The organism is Streptomyces sp. NPDC028368, from assembly GCF_055565615.1.
On sequence record NZ_JBVHTY010000005.1, the window covers coordinates 96,342 to 111,230 of the forward strand.

The following is a 14,889-nucleotide window of genomic DNA, read 5'->3' on the forward strand; positions in this document are numbered from 1 at the left end:
GGCCTCATGCCTCCTGGAGACCGGGACGCGCCCCGGACTGTTCCTGCGTGAACCGGGCGCGGGCCCGGTCCGGGTACCTGGCGGTGAAGCGGGCGGGAAGGATGAACCCGGCGACCTGGACGGGGATGGACACCAGCAGGCTCAGGTCATTGACGGTGATGACCGCCTGAGCGGCCGCGGTGAGAGTGAAGGACAGTGCCCAGGCGGCGGTGATCACGACATTGATCCGCCGGAACAGCGGGGTGTGCCAGACCTCCGGCGGGGCCATCCGGCGCGCGATCGCCATCGTGAAGGGGCGGCGCACCGCGATGGACAGCCAGGCGATGAGTGCCAGCCAGCCCATCGACAGGGTGCTGCCGTACAGCCGGAGGACACTGTGGGGCTGAGCGAAAGCCAGGATCGTCAGGGCCACGAAGAACACGATCGTGCCGTACTCCAGCAGGCGGGACTCGAGGGAGAGGCCCGCGGCGCGGTCGGCGACGAGCAGCCCGCCGGAGACCACCAGCGCCGCCAGCGCCCCCCACTGCCAGCCGAACGACGCCGCCCCCGCGAACACCAGCCATGGAATGAAGCTCCGCAGGTAGTTCATGGTCCCCCTCTTTCCTGTCACGTCCCCGGCCCGCTGAGCTGGAAGTACGTGCGCATCACCCGGACCGCTCATCGCAGTCCCGACTCACATTACAATTTCGACATGTCAAAAATAGAAGGTCAGTCTTTGACATGTCAACAGTGGAAGGTAAAGTGCCGGTCATGAGCCTGAGACATGCCGTGCTGGGCCTGCTGGCCGAATCCCCCGCCAGCGGCTACGACCTGATGAAGACGTTCAACGCCTCGCTCGTGAACGTCTGGCCCGCCACGCAGAGCCAGGTCTACGGAGAACTGGCCAAGCTCACCACCGCGGGCATGGCCGAAGTCATCGCCGAAGGCCCCCGCGGACGTAAGGAATACGCGATCACCGACGCCGGCCTGCGTGAGCTGCGGCACTGGCTGATCGAGGTCGAGCCCAGCGGCCCGCCGCGTTTCGACGGCCTGTTGCGGGTCTTCTTCCTCGGCGTTCTCACCCCGCTCGAGGCCCGCACCTACCTCCTTTCGCGAGCCGAGGCCGCGGCCCGCGCACACGGCGCGCTGGAGCACCTCGACGAGATCACCCCGTGGGACGACGACATGATCTCGGTCTACGGACGGCTGGCGCTGGAATACGGCCTGCGCCAGACGGCCATGCAGGAGGAATGGGCTCGCTGGGCCTCCGAGGAGGTCGGCCGCGCAAAGGCCAGGCAGGCGAGCAAGCGCGCCAGGAGGGGGAGCGGACACGACAGCCCCTCCGGAAATCAGGTGCCTGCGGACGCGCCGGGCGGCACCCTGGAGTCATGAACATCCAGCGCTCCGTGCGCATTTCAAAATATCTGGCGAAACACCTGCGGCATGAGCCGGAACGGATCGGCATCACCCTCGACGCCCAGGGCTGGGTGGCGGTGCCGGAGCTGATCGAAGCGGCCGCGCGGCACGGATTCCGGTTCAACCGGGCCGAGTTGGAGACCGTGGTCGCCGAGAGCGACAAGCGGCGTTACGCCATCGAGGGCGACCGCATCCGCGCCAACCAGGGCCACTCGATCCGCGTCGACCTCGATCTGCCGCCCGCCGAGCCGCCCGCATATCTCTTCCACGGCACGGTGGCCCGCAGCGTCGCCGCCATCAGGGCCGAGGGACTGCGGCCGATGTCCCGGCACGCCGTCCATCTCTCGCCGGACCGCGAGACCGCGACGCGGGTGGGCGCCCGGCGCGGCAAGCCCATCGTGCTGACGGTCGATGCGGCGGCGATGCACCGGACCGGCCATGTCTTCCAGGTGAGCGCCAACGGGGTCTGGCTCACCGCCCACGTCCCGCCGGAATTCCTCCGCCTTCCGGGCTGACGAAAGCCACAACCTCCCAGGTCAAAGCCCAGGTGCCCCCCACACCGGGAACCACCGCGCCAGATCCTTCTCGATCGTCAGATCGTCCCCGAGCGTTGCCCTCACCTGCAGCTCCAGCGGGTTGTCCCGCTTCTCGCCGCCGTCCGGCTGCGGGGCGAACGGATAGAACGTGCCCCGCTTGTAGAGGTAGACCAGCGCCAGCGACCGGTCCCGCCCGTCGCGGAAGCCGATCAGCGAGCACAGCAGCTGCGGGCCGAAGCCCGCCTCCTCCAGGGTCGTATTGACCGCATGCAGGTCGTTGACCAGGCCCGCCACATCGTCCGGCGCATGCCGCGCCAGCAGCCAGGTATAGCCGTATGCGTCCTGGGTGAATTCCACCGCGCCGCCCAGCAGCCCCCGCGCCTCCTCCTGGATCCGCGCGAACGCCCCGCCCTCGACACTCGCGAAGCACACAGTCCCCCGGCCGGTGGGCAGAAAACCGGCCGCGGCCTGCAGCGTTACGGCGGCGGACGGCAGCGCGAAGAGCTGGTCGAGATCGGGGCGTACCGGCTTGCTGCGGCCCAGAATGGCGTCCAGAAATCCCATGCGCGGCCTACTCTCCTTCACTCACTGAGGCAATCCATCGATGCAATCCACCGATGCCCTTCTCGGCCTGAGCATTCCTCCGCCGATCACGTCCGCCACCGGGCCGTTCACTGCCGTCCCAACTGCGCCGCGATCCGGCCGAGCTGGTCCAGCCGCTGTTCCAGCGTCGGGTGCGAGGACAGCAGCCGGCTGAAGCTCTCCTTGTTGAAGGCCGGGGCGAAGTAGAACGCGTTGAACGGCTCGGCCTTGCGCAGATCCTCGGTCGGGATCTTCGCGATCTGCCCGGTGACCTTGGTCAGAGCGGAGGCCAGCGCCGACGGACGGCCGGTCAGTATCGCGGCGGCGCGGTCCGCGGACAGCTCCCGGTAGCGGGAGAGCAGCCGGGTCAGCAGGAAGCTGATGGCGTAGACGACGACGCTGACGGCGGTGACGATCAGTACGGCGATGGCCGCGTTCTGGTCGCGGTTGTTGCGCCCGACGCCGCTCCACAGGGCGGCCCGGGTGATGATTCCGGCCAGTACGCCGAGGAACGACGCGATGGTCATCACGGCGACATCGCGGTGTGCGACATGGGAGAGCTCGTGCGCGAGCACGCCCTCCAGCTCCTCGGGCTCCAGCCGCCGCAGCAGCCCCGTCGTGGCGCACACCATCGAATTCTTCTGATTACGGCCGGTCGCGAACGCATTCGGCACATCCGAATTCGCGATCGCGACCCGCGGCTTGGGCATATCGGCCAGCGCACACAGCCGGTCGACGGCACCGTGCAGCTCCGGCGCCTGCTCCGGTGTGACCTCACGCGCGCCCATGCTGAACGCCGCGATCCGGTCGCTGAACCAGAACTGCGCGACGAACAGGCCTCCCGCAATGATCAACACCACCACCCAGGCGCCCTTGAGCAGCACCACCAGCACGCCGACGACCACGACGTACAGCAGTCCGATGAGGAACATCGTCGTGACCATGCGTGAGGTCAGCCCGCGGTCGGGGGCGAATCGGGTCTGTGCCATGGCTCCTCCACAACGCACCGCGCCTCGTCGCAGGTGCCTGACGCATCGCGCGCAACCTTGCGCGCCGCGCCCTGCACACTGCGCCGCTGTCCCGATTCTCCCTCTTCGCTGCTATATACGGGGTAAAACACGAGGCAGTAGGTTTCACGTGAAACACATCGCCTGGGCCGCCGGGCCACCGAACCGTCTCGTTACCCACGTCACTCCAGGCTTCACCGCCCTCCCCGTACGCTTTACGGCATGAGCGCTTCCCTCCGTCTGAGCACCGTGATCCTTCCCGTCCGCCGCTGGCACGAGGGCGGCCGTCAGCAGTGGCAGCACGCGGAAGAGCTCGGGTTCCACACCGCGTACACCTACGACCACCTCTCGTGGCGGTCGTTCCGCGACCAGGCGTGGTTCGGCGCCGTGCCGACACTGACCGCCGCCGCGGCGGCTACCTCGCGGCTGCGCCTGGGCACGCTGGTGACCTCGCCCAACTTCCGCCACCCGGTCACCCTCGCCAAGGAACTGATCACCCTCGACGACATCTCCGGCGGCCGGATCACCCTTGGTATCGGCGCCGGCGGCAACGGCTTCGACGCCACCGCCCTCGGCCAGGAGTCCTGGTCGCCGCGCGAGCGGGCGGACCGCTTCGGGGAGTTCGTGCCGCTGCTCGACCGGCTGCTCACCGAGGACGCGGTCTCCCACCAGGGCACTCACTACTCGGCGGAGGAAGCCCGCAACATCCCCGGCTGCGTGCAGCGGCCCCGTCTGCCCTTCGCGGTCGCCGCCACCGGTCCGCGCGGCCTGCGGCTCGCCGCGCGCCACGGCCAGGCATGGGTGACGACCGGCGACCCCAAGATTTTCGCGACGGGCACCCCCGAGGACTCCGTGGCCGCCATCCAGGGCCAGCTGGAGAAGCTGGAGAAGGCGTGCGCGGATATCGGCCGGGACATCGCCGAACTGGACAAGATCCTTCTCACCGGCTTCACCCCGGACGGCAACCGCCCGCTGGAATCCCTCGACGCCTTCGTGGACTTCGCGGGCCGGCACCGTGCGCTCGGCTTCACCGAGATCGTCCTCCACGCGCCGATAGAGGGCTCCCTCTTCGCCGCGGACCAGAAGGTGTTCGAGCAGATTGCCACGGAAGCACTCCTTCAGCTCGGGTGACGGGGAGGTGCGCTCGCCCCAGCGCACACCTGTGCGCCGCGGTACGCGAAGATGGGCGCGTGACTGATGCCTCTGCCACACCGCCCGAGCCGGTCGTTCCCTCCCGGCCCACCCGGCTGATCGCCACCGACCTCGACGGCACGCTGCTGCGCGACGACAAGACGGTCTCCGACCGCACCATCGCTGCGCTCGCCGCCGCCGAGGAGGCCGGCATCGAGGTCTTCTTCGTCACCGGACGCCCGGCCCGCTGGATGGACGTGGTCAGCGACCATGTGCACGGCCACGGCCTGGCGATCTGCGCGAACGGCGCGGCCGTCGTCGACCTGCACCGCGGCCGCCGCATCGTCGAGGTCAGCCCCCTGGACCCGACGGTCGCCCTGAACGTCGTGGCGGCCCTGCGCAGCGCCGCCCCCGGCACCTCGTTCGCGGTCGAGCGCTCCAGCAGCTTCCACTACGAGCCGCAGTACCCGCCCTTCCATCTGGACCCGGCCGCGATCGTCGCCCCGGCGGAGAAGCTCCTCGCCGAGGACTTCGCAGCGCCCTCCGCCTGTCCCGACCAGCCCGTCCTCAAGCTCCTCGCGCACCACCCCGACCTGGACCCCGACGCCTTCCTGGCGCTGGCCCGTACGGCCGCGGGCGACCTGGCGTCCTTCACCCGCTCCAGTCCCAGCGCCCTCCTGGAGATCAGCGGTCCGGGGGTCAGCAAGGCCGGCACCCTCGCCCGCTGCTGCGCGGAGCGCGGCATCTCGCCGGCGGAAGTCGTCGCGTTCGGCGATATGCCCAACGACATAGAGATGCTCACCTGGGCCGGTACGTCGTACGCCATGGCCAACGCCCACCCCGACGTGCTGGCCGCCACCACCCGCCGTACGGAATCCAACAACGACGACGGCGTCGCGGTGGTCATCGAGCGGATCCTGCACTCCCGGCCGGGCCTCACATCGTGACGCCGTGCTGTCGCAGCCACGGCATCGGGTCGACACCCGACCCCAGATAGGGCGTCCGCCGCACCTCGAAGTGCAGATGCGGGCCGGTGGAGTTGCCGGTGTCGCCCGACAGCGCGATCCGCTCCCCGGGCTCGACCTCCTGCCCCGGGCGCGCCAGCACCGCCGACAGATGCGCGTACTGCGTGTAAAGGCCGTCGCGGTGCCGTACGACCACGCTGATCCCGAAGCCGTCGCCGCAGGTCAGGCTCTCGATACGGCCATCTCCTGCGGCCCGTACGGGAGTGCCGACCGGCACCGCGAAGTCCTGGCCCGTATGGCCGGAGGCCCAGTGGGAGCCCGCGCCTCCGAAGGGGGCGGACAGCACATAGTGCTCCACCGGGCGCATCCAGGAAGCGTCCGGGGCGACCACCGGGGCCGCGGCCCTGGCGGCCGTGGTCACCTCGCTCGGCAGCGTGCCGCAGTTCCCGCTCCGGGACGCCTTCGATGCCAGCTGCCGCAGCGTGACGCGAGCCGACACCAGACCGCGGTCGGCCCGCGCCTGTGCCTCCTTGAGCCGGTCGCGGTCCGCGGCGAGCGCGGCCGCTCGGGCCGTCGCCGTCGCGGTTTCGCCCGCCAGCATGCGGCCCGTGCGCTGTGCGGTGCCCATCCGCGCCACCAGCGCCCGCTCCCGCCGCATCGCCGCCTCGTACACGCGGACCAGCGGCTTCCGGTCATCGGCGACCGCCTTGCGCAGGGTGTACGCGACGAGGCTGCCGGTGCGGTACTGCGCGTCGGCGATCGCACCGGCCCGGCGGCGCAGCGCGTCGGCCAGTCGGCGGGCCCGGCCCAGTTCAGTGCGCAGCCGGTCGCTCTCGGCCCGCTGCGCCTGCACCGCGCGGCTCCTCGCCTCGTACGACCGGCCCGCCCGGCGGGCCGCCTCGCCCAGCCGGATGACCTCCAGGCTGACGTCGGCCAGCCGCCGTGGGGGCGCGTGGCCCGGCGTGGCCCGTGGCCCGGCAACCGTGTGTGGACCGGCAATGGCGCGTGGACCGGCTGCGGGGCGCGGCCCGCCAATGGGGCGGTCCCCGACGGTGTGCCGCCCGGTGGCGGCCGCCCTCGCCACCGGGGCGTTCGGCGCGGCGATACCCACCGCCGCCGACACCACCAGGGCGAACGCGCACACGGCGCGCGCCCCTGCCCGCTTTACCCCCCGCTCCTTCCAGCACGTCCATGAAGGCATAGGCCGAGATTGACCCGTAATGCGTCGAAATAGCCATATCTCAGGCCCGCACAGCCCTCTCAAAGCCCCGAACGGCCCAGCACCGGCACCTCACAGCGGCGCCTCCCACGTCACTTTGGTCCCACTGCCGACCTCGCCCAGCCCGGGGCCGTAGGTGCTGGAACCGCCGAGCGACTCCGCGCGCTTGGCGAGGTTCTTCAGGCCGCTGCGGCGGCCGCCCTCCGCGATGCCGATGCCGTCATCGGCGACCGTCAGGCGCACCCCCTCGGACCCGTCCGGCAGGGTGACCGTCGCGTCGACGACGACGTCGATCCGGGAAGCCTGGGCGTGCCGGAAGGCGTTCGAGAGCGCCTCGCGCAGCGCTGCGATGAGGTTCTTGCCGGTCAGCTCGCCGACCTTGGCGTCGACGGGGCCGATGAAGTTCGCCGAGGGCTGGAAGCCGAGCGGTACGGCGGCGGTGCCGATCTCGCGCAGTACCCGGGTACGGAGCCCGGACGGCGCCTCGGCCGGGCCTTGCTGGAGCGCGAAGATCGCGGTGCGGATCTCCTGGATGGTGACGTCCAGTTCGTCGACGGCCTTGCCGAGACCCTGTTGTACCTCCGGCACCACCGACTTACGGTGCGCGCTCTCCAGCATCATCCCGGTCGCGAACAGCCGCTGGATGACGAGGTCGTGCAGGTCGCGGGCGATCCGGTCGCGGTCCTCGAAGACGGCCAGCCGCTCGCGGTCGCGCTGTGCGTCGGCGAGCACCAGCGCCAGCGCGGCCTGCGCCGCGAACTGGGTCGCCAGCGTCCGTTCGGCGGCGGTGTACTGGCGGGCGCCGCGGTGGCGCGGAATCGCGAGCGTGCCCAGCACCCGGCCGCCGCTCTTGAGCGGCAGCATCATGCTCGGGCCGAAGCGCGGCGCGATGGCCGTCACCATGCGCGGGTCGCTGGCCGAATCGTCGACGAACACCGGCTCCCCGGCCAGGAGTTGCTCCGTCACCGGGCTGTCGGGCGGAATCTGCGTGCCCATGATGCCGGTGGGGTCGTCCGCCGACACCGCGACGATCTCCAGTCCGCCCTCGTCGTCGGGCAGCAGCACAATGCCGGCCGCCGACTCCGCCAGTCGCCGCGCCTGCTCGGCGACCACCGCAAGCGCGTCATCGACATCGCTGCCCGCCAGGAGTGCGGTGGTCACCGCGACCGAACCGTCGATCCAGCGCTCCCGCTGCCGGGTCGCCGCGTGCATCCGGGCGTTGCCGATCGCGATACCGGCCTCGGTGGCCAGCACCCGCACCATGTGCAGGTCCTCCTCGCTGAACTCCCCACCGTCGCGCTTCTCCGTCAGATAGAGGTTGCCGAAGATCTCCCCCTGGACGCGGATCGGCACCCCCAGGAACGTCCGCATCGGCGGGTGGTCCGGCGGGAATCCGGCCGAGCGGGGGTCCTGGGTGAGGTCGGCGAGGCGCAGCGGTTTCGGGTCGTGGATCAGCGCGCCGAGCAGGCCCTTGTGGCCGTCGGGCAGCGCGCCGATCTGCCGGTGCCGGCGTCCCGTCACGCCGTAGGTGACGAAGTCCGACAGCCCCTCGCGGGCCTCGTCGATGATCCCGATCGCGGCGTAGCGGGCGTCGGCGAGTTCGGCCGCGGTCTCCACGATCCGGTCGAGGGTGAGGTGCAGATCGAGCCCCGCGCCGACCGTCCGCATCGCTTCCAGCAGCTGTGGGATCCGGGCGGTCAGCTCGGACGACAGACCCTGCAGGCTGCGGGTGGCCTCGGTGGCCACGTCCATGGGGTCACGGTCCGGGGGCGCGTCCGATCTCCCGCTGTCCGCCGGGTCCGGGGTTCCTGCCGTGACTGCCATGCCCTGAGCCTAATAAGGGCCGATTTGCGGGGAAAGTTCAGTTCCACGAGCACAGGCCCGAGGCACGGACCGCCGCCGCTACGCGGGGACGCGGGCCGGTGCCGCTTCCTCTCCTGCTCCGAACGCCGCATCGACCGCCCGCTCGCGCTCCAGCATCCGCCGGAACGGGCCTTCGGCCGCGGCCAGCTCCGCATATCCGCCGTGCTGTACGGTCCGGCCCCGGTCCAGCACCAGCACCTCGTCGACCGCGTCGAGGCCGGTGAGGCGGTGGGTGATCAGAACCGTCGTACGGCCCTCGGTCGCGGCCAGCAGATCGGCGGTCAGCGCGTCGGCGGTGGCCAGGTCGAGGTGCTCGGCGGGCTCGTCCAGGACGAGCACCGGGAAGTCCGCGAGCAGCGCGCGGGCCAGCGCCAGCCGCTGCCGCTGACCGCCCGACAGCCGGGCCCCGTGCTCGCCGACCATGGTGTCCAGGCCGTCAGGCAGGCCCCGTACCCAGTCCGCCAGCCGCGCCCGGTCGAGTGCGTCCCACAGCTCCTGGTCGTCGCTGCCGGGGCGCGCGAGCTTGAGGTTCTCCCGCAGCGAGCTGTCGAAGAGGTGCGCGTCCTGCGCGCACAGCCCCACCAGCCGCCGGACCTCGTCACCGTCCACCGCCTGGGCATCCGTCCCGGCGAGCATGTACGCACCGGCCTCCCGGTCCAGGAAACGCAACAGCACCTGCGCCAGCGTGGTCTTGCCGGAGCCGGACGGGCCGACGACGGCCAGCCTGCGGCCCGCCGCCAGGGTGAATCCGACGCCGTCCAGCGCGGGTTCGGCCTGCCCCGGGTGGCGCGCGGTCAGATCCCGTACGGCCAGCGGGAACGGCGCCTCGGGAGCGGCCGCCGGGGCGGTCGGCTCCTGTACCGGCGCCGGGGCGTCCAGCACCTCGAAGACCCGCTCGGCGGCGCGCCGGGTGCGCTGGCGGTACTGCACGGCGAGCGGCAGCCCGGCCACCGCCTCGAACGCGGCCAGCGGGGTGAGGACGACGACGGCCAGCGCCACGCCGTGCAGCCGGCCCGCGTGCACGGCCTGGACGCCGACGACCGCCGTCGCGGCGACGGTCAGCCCGCACAGCAGCGCCGAGAGTCCGGCGCCGGTTCCGGCCGCGGCGGCGGAGCGGGAGGCGATCCGGGTCAGGTCGCGGTCCGCGCGCCGGGTCGCGTCCGTACGGGCCGGGAGGGCGCCGGCGACGGTCAACTCGGCGGTGCCGGTGAGCAGATCCACGACGCGGGTGGACAGCACGCCACGGGCCGGCGCCAGCTGACGCTCCGCCCGGCGGGCCAGCGCACCCGAGAGCAGGGGTACCCCCGCGCCCGCGAGCAACAGCCCCGCACCGAGGACCGCGCCGGCCTCCGGCAACAGCCAGCCGGTGAACCCGACGGCCCCCGCACCGACCAGCACCGCCGCGCCGACCGGCAGCAGCCAGCGCAGGAAGTAGTCCTGCACCGCATCGACATCGGCGACGAGCCGCGAGAGCAGATCGCCACGGCTGCGCTCCTTGAGACCGGCGGGCGCCAGCCGCTCCAGGCGCCGGAAGACGGCGACGCGTACGTCGGCGAGCATCCGGAACACCGCGTCATGCGCCACCAGCCGCTCGGCGTAGCGGAAGACGGCCCGCCCGATGCCGAAGGCCCGGGTCGCGGTGACCGCCACCATCAGATACAGCACCGGCGGCTGCTGCGCGGCCCGCGAGATCAGCCAGCCGGAGGTCGCCATGAGGCCCACCGCACTGCCCAGCGCAAGGCTCCCGAGCAGGAGGGCCAGCGCGAATCGGGCCCGACGGGCTCGGGCCAGGCGCCGCAGGCGGGTGAGGGCGGGCGCGGTGGTAGGAACAGGCTCAGTGGCGGCGTCGGAGTCGGTCGCCATCGGGGCCACGGACGGCTCCGCCGGCGTCGCGCCGGTTTCACGTGAAACGGGCACCGGGCCCGCAACGACCGGCACCGGCCCCGCCAGCCGCACCACCCGGTCCGCCACCGCCAGCAGCGCCGGCCGGTGGACGACGAGCAGGACGGTACGGCCGGCCGCGAGGCGGCGGACGGCGGTCACAATCGCCTCTTCGGTCTCGCCGTCGAGGTTCGCGGTCGGCTCGTCCAGGAGCAGGATCGGGCGGTCGGCGAGGAAGGCGCGGGCGAGCCCGATGCGCTGGCGCTGGCCCGCGGAGAGTCCGGCGCCCGATTCGCCGAGCCGGGTGACCGCGCCATCGGGGAGCGCGTCGACGAAGTCCAGCGCCCCGGCGTCGCCCAGGGCGGCCCGTACCGCCGCGTCATCCGCGTCCGGGCGTGCCAGCCGTACGTTCTCGGCGATGGTGCCGGCGAAGAGGTGCGGGTGCTGCGGGACCCAGGCGATCCGCCGCCGCCAGCTGTCGGGGGAGAGGGATGCGATGTCCCGGCCGTCGACGAGGGCGCGGCCCTCGGCCGGTTCGGTGAAGCCGAGCAGCACGCTCAGCAGCGTGGACTTGCCGGCGCCCGACGGGCCGACCAGGGCGACGGTCTCGCCGGACCGGACCTCGAAGGAGGTCGCGGGGAGTGAGTCGGCGGCCCGCCCGGGGTGCCGGACGACCAGGTTCTCGACGGTCAGCGCGGTGCCCTCGGGCGCGGGTGCGGTGCCGGGCGCAGGCAGCGGCGTCTCCAGCACCGCGAAGATCTCCTCCGCGGCCGACAGCCCCTCGGCCGCCGCGTGGTACTGCGCGCCCACCTGTCGCAGCGGCAGATAGGCCTCGGGCGCCAGGACCAGCACCATCAGGCCGGTGTAGAGATCGAGTTCGCCGTGCACCAGACGCATCCCGATGCCGACCGCGACCAGCGCGACGGAGATGGTGGCGAGGAGTTCGAGGGCGAAGGAGGAGAGGAAGGCGATCCGCAGGGTGCGCAGGGTCGCGCGGCGGTATTCGCCGGTGATGGCGCGGATCGAGCCCGCCTGGGCCTTGGCGCGGCCGAAGACCTTGAGGGTGGGCAGGCCTTCGACGACGTCGAGGAAGTGGCCGGAGAGCCGGGCGAGCAGCCGCCACTGGCGGTCCATACGCGACTGCGTGGCCCAGCCGATCAGGATCATGAACAGCGGGATCAGCGGGAGGGTGAGGACGATCGTGAGTGCCGAGATCCAGTCACCCAGGACAATCCGGGCGAGTACGGCGACGGGGACGACGACCGCCAGGCCCAACTGCGGCAGGTAGCGGGCGAAGTAGTCGTCGAGGGCGTCGATGCCGCGGGTGGCGAGGGTGGCGAGTTCGCCGGTACGCAGCTCTGGCGCGCCCGCGCCGTCCGCGTCCGGGTTCTGCGCACCGCCGTCCGTACGGCGGATCGTGGCGCCGGGCCCCAGCCGCGCCGCCCGCTCGATCAGCCGCATCCGCAGCTCGGACTTGACCGCCGCGCTCGCACGGTGCGCGGCCAGTTCGGTGAGCCAGGAGACCAGCCCCCGGCCGACGGAGACCGCGGCGAGCAAGGCGATCGGCGTGGCCAGGGCACCGAGATCGAGGTCGTGCTGGAAGGCACCGACCACGATCTCGGCGATCAGCATGGCCTGGCCGACGACCAGCCCCGCTCCGGCCAGCCCGAGGACCACCACCGCAACGAGGAAGTGGCGGGTGGCGCGGGCGTATTGGAGCAGGCGCGGGTCGACCGGTTTCACGTGAAACCTCCGTCAGCTGGTGGGCGTCGGGGTGTGGGCGTCGGCGATGTGCTGGGTACCGATCCGCTTGCGGAAGACCCAGTACGTCCACCCCTGGTAGAGCATCACGATGGGCGCGGCGATCCCGGCGCACCAGGTCATGATCTTCAGGGTGTAGGGGCTGGACGAGGCGTTGGTGACCGTAAGGCTCCAGCTCTCGTTCAGCGTCGACGGCATGACGTTGGGGAACAGCGTGAGGAACAGCATCGCGACCGCGGCCGCGATGGTGATCCCGGAGAATGCGAACGCCCATCCCTCCCGGCCGAGCCGATTGGCCCCGAGCGCCGCGACAAGCGCCACCACCGCGACGATCATGGCGATCAGGCTGGTGCCGTCACCCCTGCTGACCTGGGTCCAGGCCAGGAAGGCGACCGCGACCACGGCCGCGAGCAGTCCCAGGACGGTTGCCATCTTGCGCGCCCGCTCCCGGATGTCGCCCACCGTCTTGAGCGAGGCGAACACCGCGCCATGGAAGGTGAACAGCGTCAGGGTGAGCAGTCCGCCGAGGATCGCGTACGGGTTCAGCAGGTCCAGGACGGTGCCGACGTACTCCTTGTGCGCGTCGATCTTCACGCCGTGCACGATGTTGCCGAACGCGATGCCCCACAGGACGGCGGGCAGCAGTGAGGTCCAGAAGATCGCCGTCTCCCAGTTCCGCTGCCACGTCTCCTCTTCCCGCTTGGCGCGGTACTCGAAGGCCACGCCGCGCACGATCAGGCAGACGAGGATCAGCAGCAGCGGCAGGTAGAAGCCGGAGAAGAGCGTCGCGTACCACTCAGGGAAGGCGGCGAACGTCGCACCGCCCGCGCTGAGCAGCCAGACCTCGTTGCCGTCCCAGACCGGGCCGATGGTGTTGATCAGTACGCGCTTCTCGCGCCGGTCCCGGGCGAGGAGCTTGGTGAGCACGCCGATCCCGAAGTCGAATCCTTCGAGAAAGAAGTACCCGGTCCACAGGAAGGCGATGAGGACGAACCAGACGTCATGAAGTTGCACAGCCGCCTCCTAGTACGAGAAGGCCATCGGCCGGTCGGCGTCCGTGTGGTCGCCGCCGATCTTGGTGGGCGGGTTGAGGTCGGAGTCGGTGAGCTCCTGGGGTCCGGCCTTGACGTACTTCACCAGCAGCTTCACCTCAATCACGGCGAGGATCGCGTAGAGCGTGGTGAAGACGACCATGGACGTGATCACCTCACCCTGCGAGACGCTGGGGGAGACCGCGTCGGAGGTGCGCAGCACGCCGTAGACGACCCAGGGCTGGCGGCCCATCTCGGTGAAGATCCAGCCCCAGGAGTTCGCGATCAGCGGGAAGCCGAGGGTCACGAAGGCGAGCGACCAGTACCACTTGGTCAGGCGGGCGCCCAGCTGCTTGTTCTTGGTGAGCGCGAGCCGGGGTGGTTCCTCGTCGCCGGTACGCAGCCCCGGTGCCAGCCAGAACTTCTTACGGGTGAGCCAGAGGCCGGCCAGCCCGATGGCGAAGGACGACATACCGAAGCCGATCATCCAGCGGAAGCCCCAGTAGGCGACGGGGATGTTGGGCCGGTAGTCACCGGGCCCGAACTTCTGCTGCTCGGCCTTGTTGACGTCGTTGATGCCGGGGACCGGCGATGTGAAGTCACTGTGCGCGAGGAAGGAGAGCAGGCCGGGGATCTCGATCGCGACCGTGTTGTGGCCCTTTTCGACATCGCCGTAGGCGAAGACGGAGAACGGCGCGGGCTCTTCCTTGTCCCACAGCGCCTCGGCGGCGGCCATCTTCATCGGCTGCTGCTTGAACATGACCTTGCCGAGCGAGTCACCGCTGATCGCGGTGAGCAGGCCGGCGATGACCAGAGTGACCAGGCCGAGCCGCAGCGACGTACGCATCACCTTGATGTGCTTCTTGCGCATCAGGTGGTACGCGGAAATGCCGACCATGAAGGCGGCGCCGGTCAGGAAGGCGGCGGTCAGCGTGTGGAAGGCCACGACCAGGGTGGTGTCCTGGGTGAGCACCTTGAGGAAGTCGGTGAGCTCGGCGCGGCCGGTGACGGCGTTGTACTTGTAGCCGACCGGGTGCTGCATCCAGGAGTTGGCGGCGAGGATGAAGTACGCGGACAGGATCGTCCCGATCGAGACCATCCACATGCAGAAGCAGTGGATCTTCTTGGGCAGCTTGTCCCAGCCGAAGATCCACAGTCCTATGAAGGTGGACTCGAAGAAGAACGCGATGAGCGCCTCGAAGGCGAGCGGGGCACCGAAGATGTCACCGACGAACCGCGAGTAGTCGGACCAGTTCATGCCGAACTGGAACTCCTGGACGATGCCGGTGACGACACCCATCGCGATATTGATCAGAAACAGCTTGCCCCAGAACTTGGTCGCCTTGAGGTACTTCTGCTTCGCCGTTCGCACCCATGCGGTCTCCAGTCCGGCCACCAGAGCGGCGAGGGAGATCGTCAGGGGGACGAACAGGAAGTGGTAGACGGTCGTGATGCCGAATTGCCATCGCGCCAGAGTCTCTGGCGCCAACGCCAGTTCCACGTCGCTTCCTCCTCCGC

12 protein-coding genes are annotated in these 14,889 nt (G+C 70.8%); 4 read left to right on the forward strand and 8 right to left on the reverse strand.

The features are described from left to right. Positions 1-4: 4 nt before the first annotated feature. Positions 5-589 (reverse strand): DUF3159 domain-containing protein, encoded by a 585-nt coding sequence (locus ACZ4S3_RS13250; RefSeq protein ID WP_467931827.1) that lies wholly within the window; start codon positions 587-589, stop codon positions 5-7. Between the two features lie 161 nt (positions 590-750). Here ACZ4S3_RS13250 and ACZ4S3_RS13255 point away from each other — a divergent pair, with 161 nt between their 5' ends. After that, the gene (locus ACZ4S3_RS13255) at positions 751-1,371 is read left to right on the forward strand and encodes a PadR family transcriptional regulator (protein ID WP_467931828.1); all 621 of its coding nucleotides are present in this window, start codon (positions 751-753) and stop codon (positions 1,369-1,371) included. Next, positions 1,368-1,910 carry an RNA 2'-phosphotransferase gene (locus ACZ4S3_RS13260; RefSeq protein WP_467931829.1) on the forward strand — a complete coding sequence of 181 codons (543 nt, stop codon included), beginning with the start codon at positions 1,368-1,370 and terminating at the stop codon, positions 1,908-1,910. The genes ACZ4S3_RS13255 and ACZ4S3_RS13260 overlap by 4 nt, the downstream gene beginning before the upstream one ends. Positions 1,911-1,931: 21 nt before the next feature. Here ACZ4S3_RS13260 and pspAB read toward each other — a convergent pair whose 3' ends face one another. Together pspAB and htpX are read right to left on the reverse strand one after the other, a co-directional pair. After that, a complete protein-coding gene (pspAB, locus tag ACZ4S3_RS13265) occupies positions 1,932-2,495 on the reverse strand; it encodes a PspA-associated protein PspAB (protein WP_467931830.1) in 564 nt (187 codons plus the stop codon). A 107-nt stretch (positions 2,496-2,602) separates the two neighbouring features. Continuing rightward, the gene (gene htpX / locus ACZ4S3_RS13270) at positions 2,603-3,502 is read right to left on the reverse strand and encodes a zinc metalloprotease HtpX (protein ID WP_467931831.1); all 900 of its coding nucleotides are present in this window, start codon (positions 3,500-3,502) and stop codon (positions 2,603-2,605) included. 240 nt (positions 3,503-3,742) lie between these two features. Between htpX and ACZ4S3_RS13275 the strand changes: the two genes are divergently transcribed. Together ACZ4S3_RS13275 and ACZ4S3_RS13280 are read left to right on the forward strand one after the other, a co-directional pair. Further along, entirely contained in the window at positions 3,743-4,651 is a 909-nt protein-coding gene (locus ACZ4S3_RS13275) for an LLM class flavin-dependent oxidoreductase (RefSeq protein ID WP_467931832.1), read from the forward strand. Between the two features lie 59 nt (positions 4,652-4,710). Beyond that, entirely contained in the window at positions 4,711-5,598 is an 888-nt protein-coding gene (locus tag ACZ4S3_RS13280; protein WP_467931833.1) for a Cof-type HAD-IIB family hydrolase, read from the forward strand. Here ACZ4S3_RS13280 and ACZ4S3_RS13285 read toward each other — a convergent pair. From ACZ4S3_RS13285 to ACZ4S3_RS13305, 5 genes are all read right to left on the reverse strand, one after another. Continuing rightward, a complete protein-coding gene (locus ACZ4S3_RS13285; protein ID WP_467931834.1) occupies positions 5,588-6,760 on the reverse strand; it encodes a M23 family metallopeptidase in 1,173 nt (390 codons plus the stop codon). The genes ACZ4S3_RS13280 and ACZ4S3_RS13285 overlap by 11 nt on opposite strands. A gap of 147 nt (positions 6,761-6,907) precedes the next feature. After that, positions 6,908-8,587, reverse strand: coding sequence for a sensor histidine kinase (locus tag ACZ4S3_RS13290; RefSeq protein ID WP_467932464.1), 1,680 nt, complete (start codon positions 8,585-8,587; stop codon positions 6,908-6,910). Positions 8,588-8,737: 150 nt separating this feature from the next. Further along, complete coding sequence (gene cydD / locus ACZ4S3_RS13295; RefSeq protein ID WP_467931835.1) at positions 8,738-12,322, reverse strand: thiol reductant ABC exporter subunit CydD; 3,585 nt, start codon at positions 12,320-12,322, stop codon at positions 8,738-8,740. A gap of 12 nt (positions 12,323-12,334) precedes the next feature. After that, positions 12,335-13,354 (reverse strand): cytochrome d ubiquinol oxidase subunit II, encoded by a 1,020-nt coding sequence (gene cydB, locus ACZ4S3_RS13300; protein ID WP_467931836.1) that lies wholly within the window; start codon positions 13,352-13,354, stop codon positions 12,335-12,337. A 9-nt stretch (positions 13,355-13,363) separates the two neighbouring features. Next, positions 13,364-14,872, reverse strand: a complete 1,509-nt coding sequence (locus tag ACZ4S3_RS13305) for a cytochrome ubiquinol oxidase subunit I (protein WP_467931837.1) — start codon at positions 14,870-14,872, stop codon at positions 13,364-13,366. Between the last annotated feature and the right edge of the window lie 17 nt (positions 14,873-14,889).

Excerpts from the sequence above, each read along its gene's own strand:
- ACZ4S3_RS13250 (WP_467931827.1), bottom strand. The coding sequence starts at position 589 with ATGAACTACCTGCGGAGCTTCATTCCATGGCTGGTGTTCGCGGGGGCG.
- ACZ4S3_RS13255 (WP_467931828.1), top strand. The coding sequence starts at position 751 with ATGAGCCTGAGACATGCCGTGCTGGGCCTGCTGGCCGAATCCCCCGCC.
- ACZ4S3_RS13260 (WP_467931829.1), top strand. The coding sequence starts at position 1,368 with ATGAACATCCAGCGCTCCGTGCGCATTTCAAAATATCTGGCGAAACAC.
- pspAB (WP_467931830.1), bottom strand. The coding sequence starts at position 2,495 with ATGGGATTTCTGGACGCCATTCTGGGCCGCAGCAAGCCGGTACGCCCC.
- htpX (WP_467931831.1), bottom strand. The coding sequence starts at position 3,502 with ATGGCACAGACCCGATTCGCCCCCGACCGCGGGCTGACCTCACGCATG.
- ACZ4S3_RS13275 (WP_467931832.1), top strand. The coding sequence starts at position 3,743 with ATGAGCGCTTCCCTCCGTCTGAGCACCGTGATCCTTCCCGTCCGCCGC.
- ACZ4S3_RS13290 (WP_467932464.1), bottom strand. The coding sequence starts at position 8,587 with ATGGACGTGGCCACCGAGGCCACCCGCAGCCTGCAGGGTCTGTCGTCC.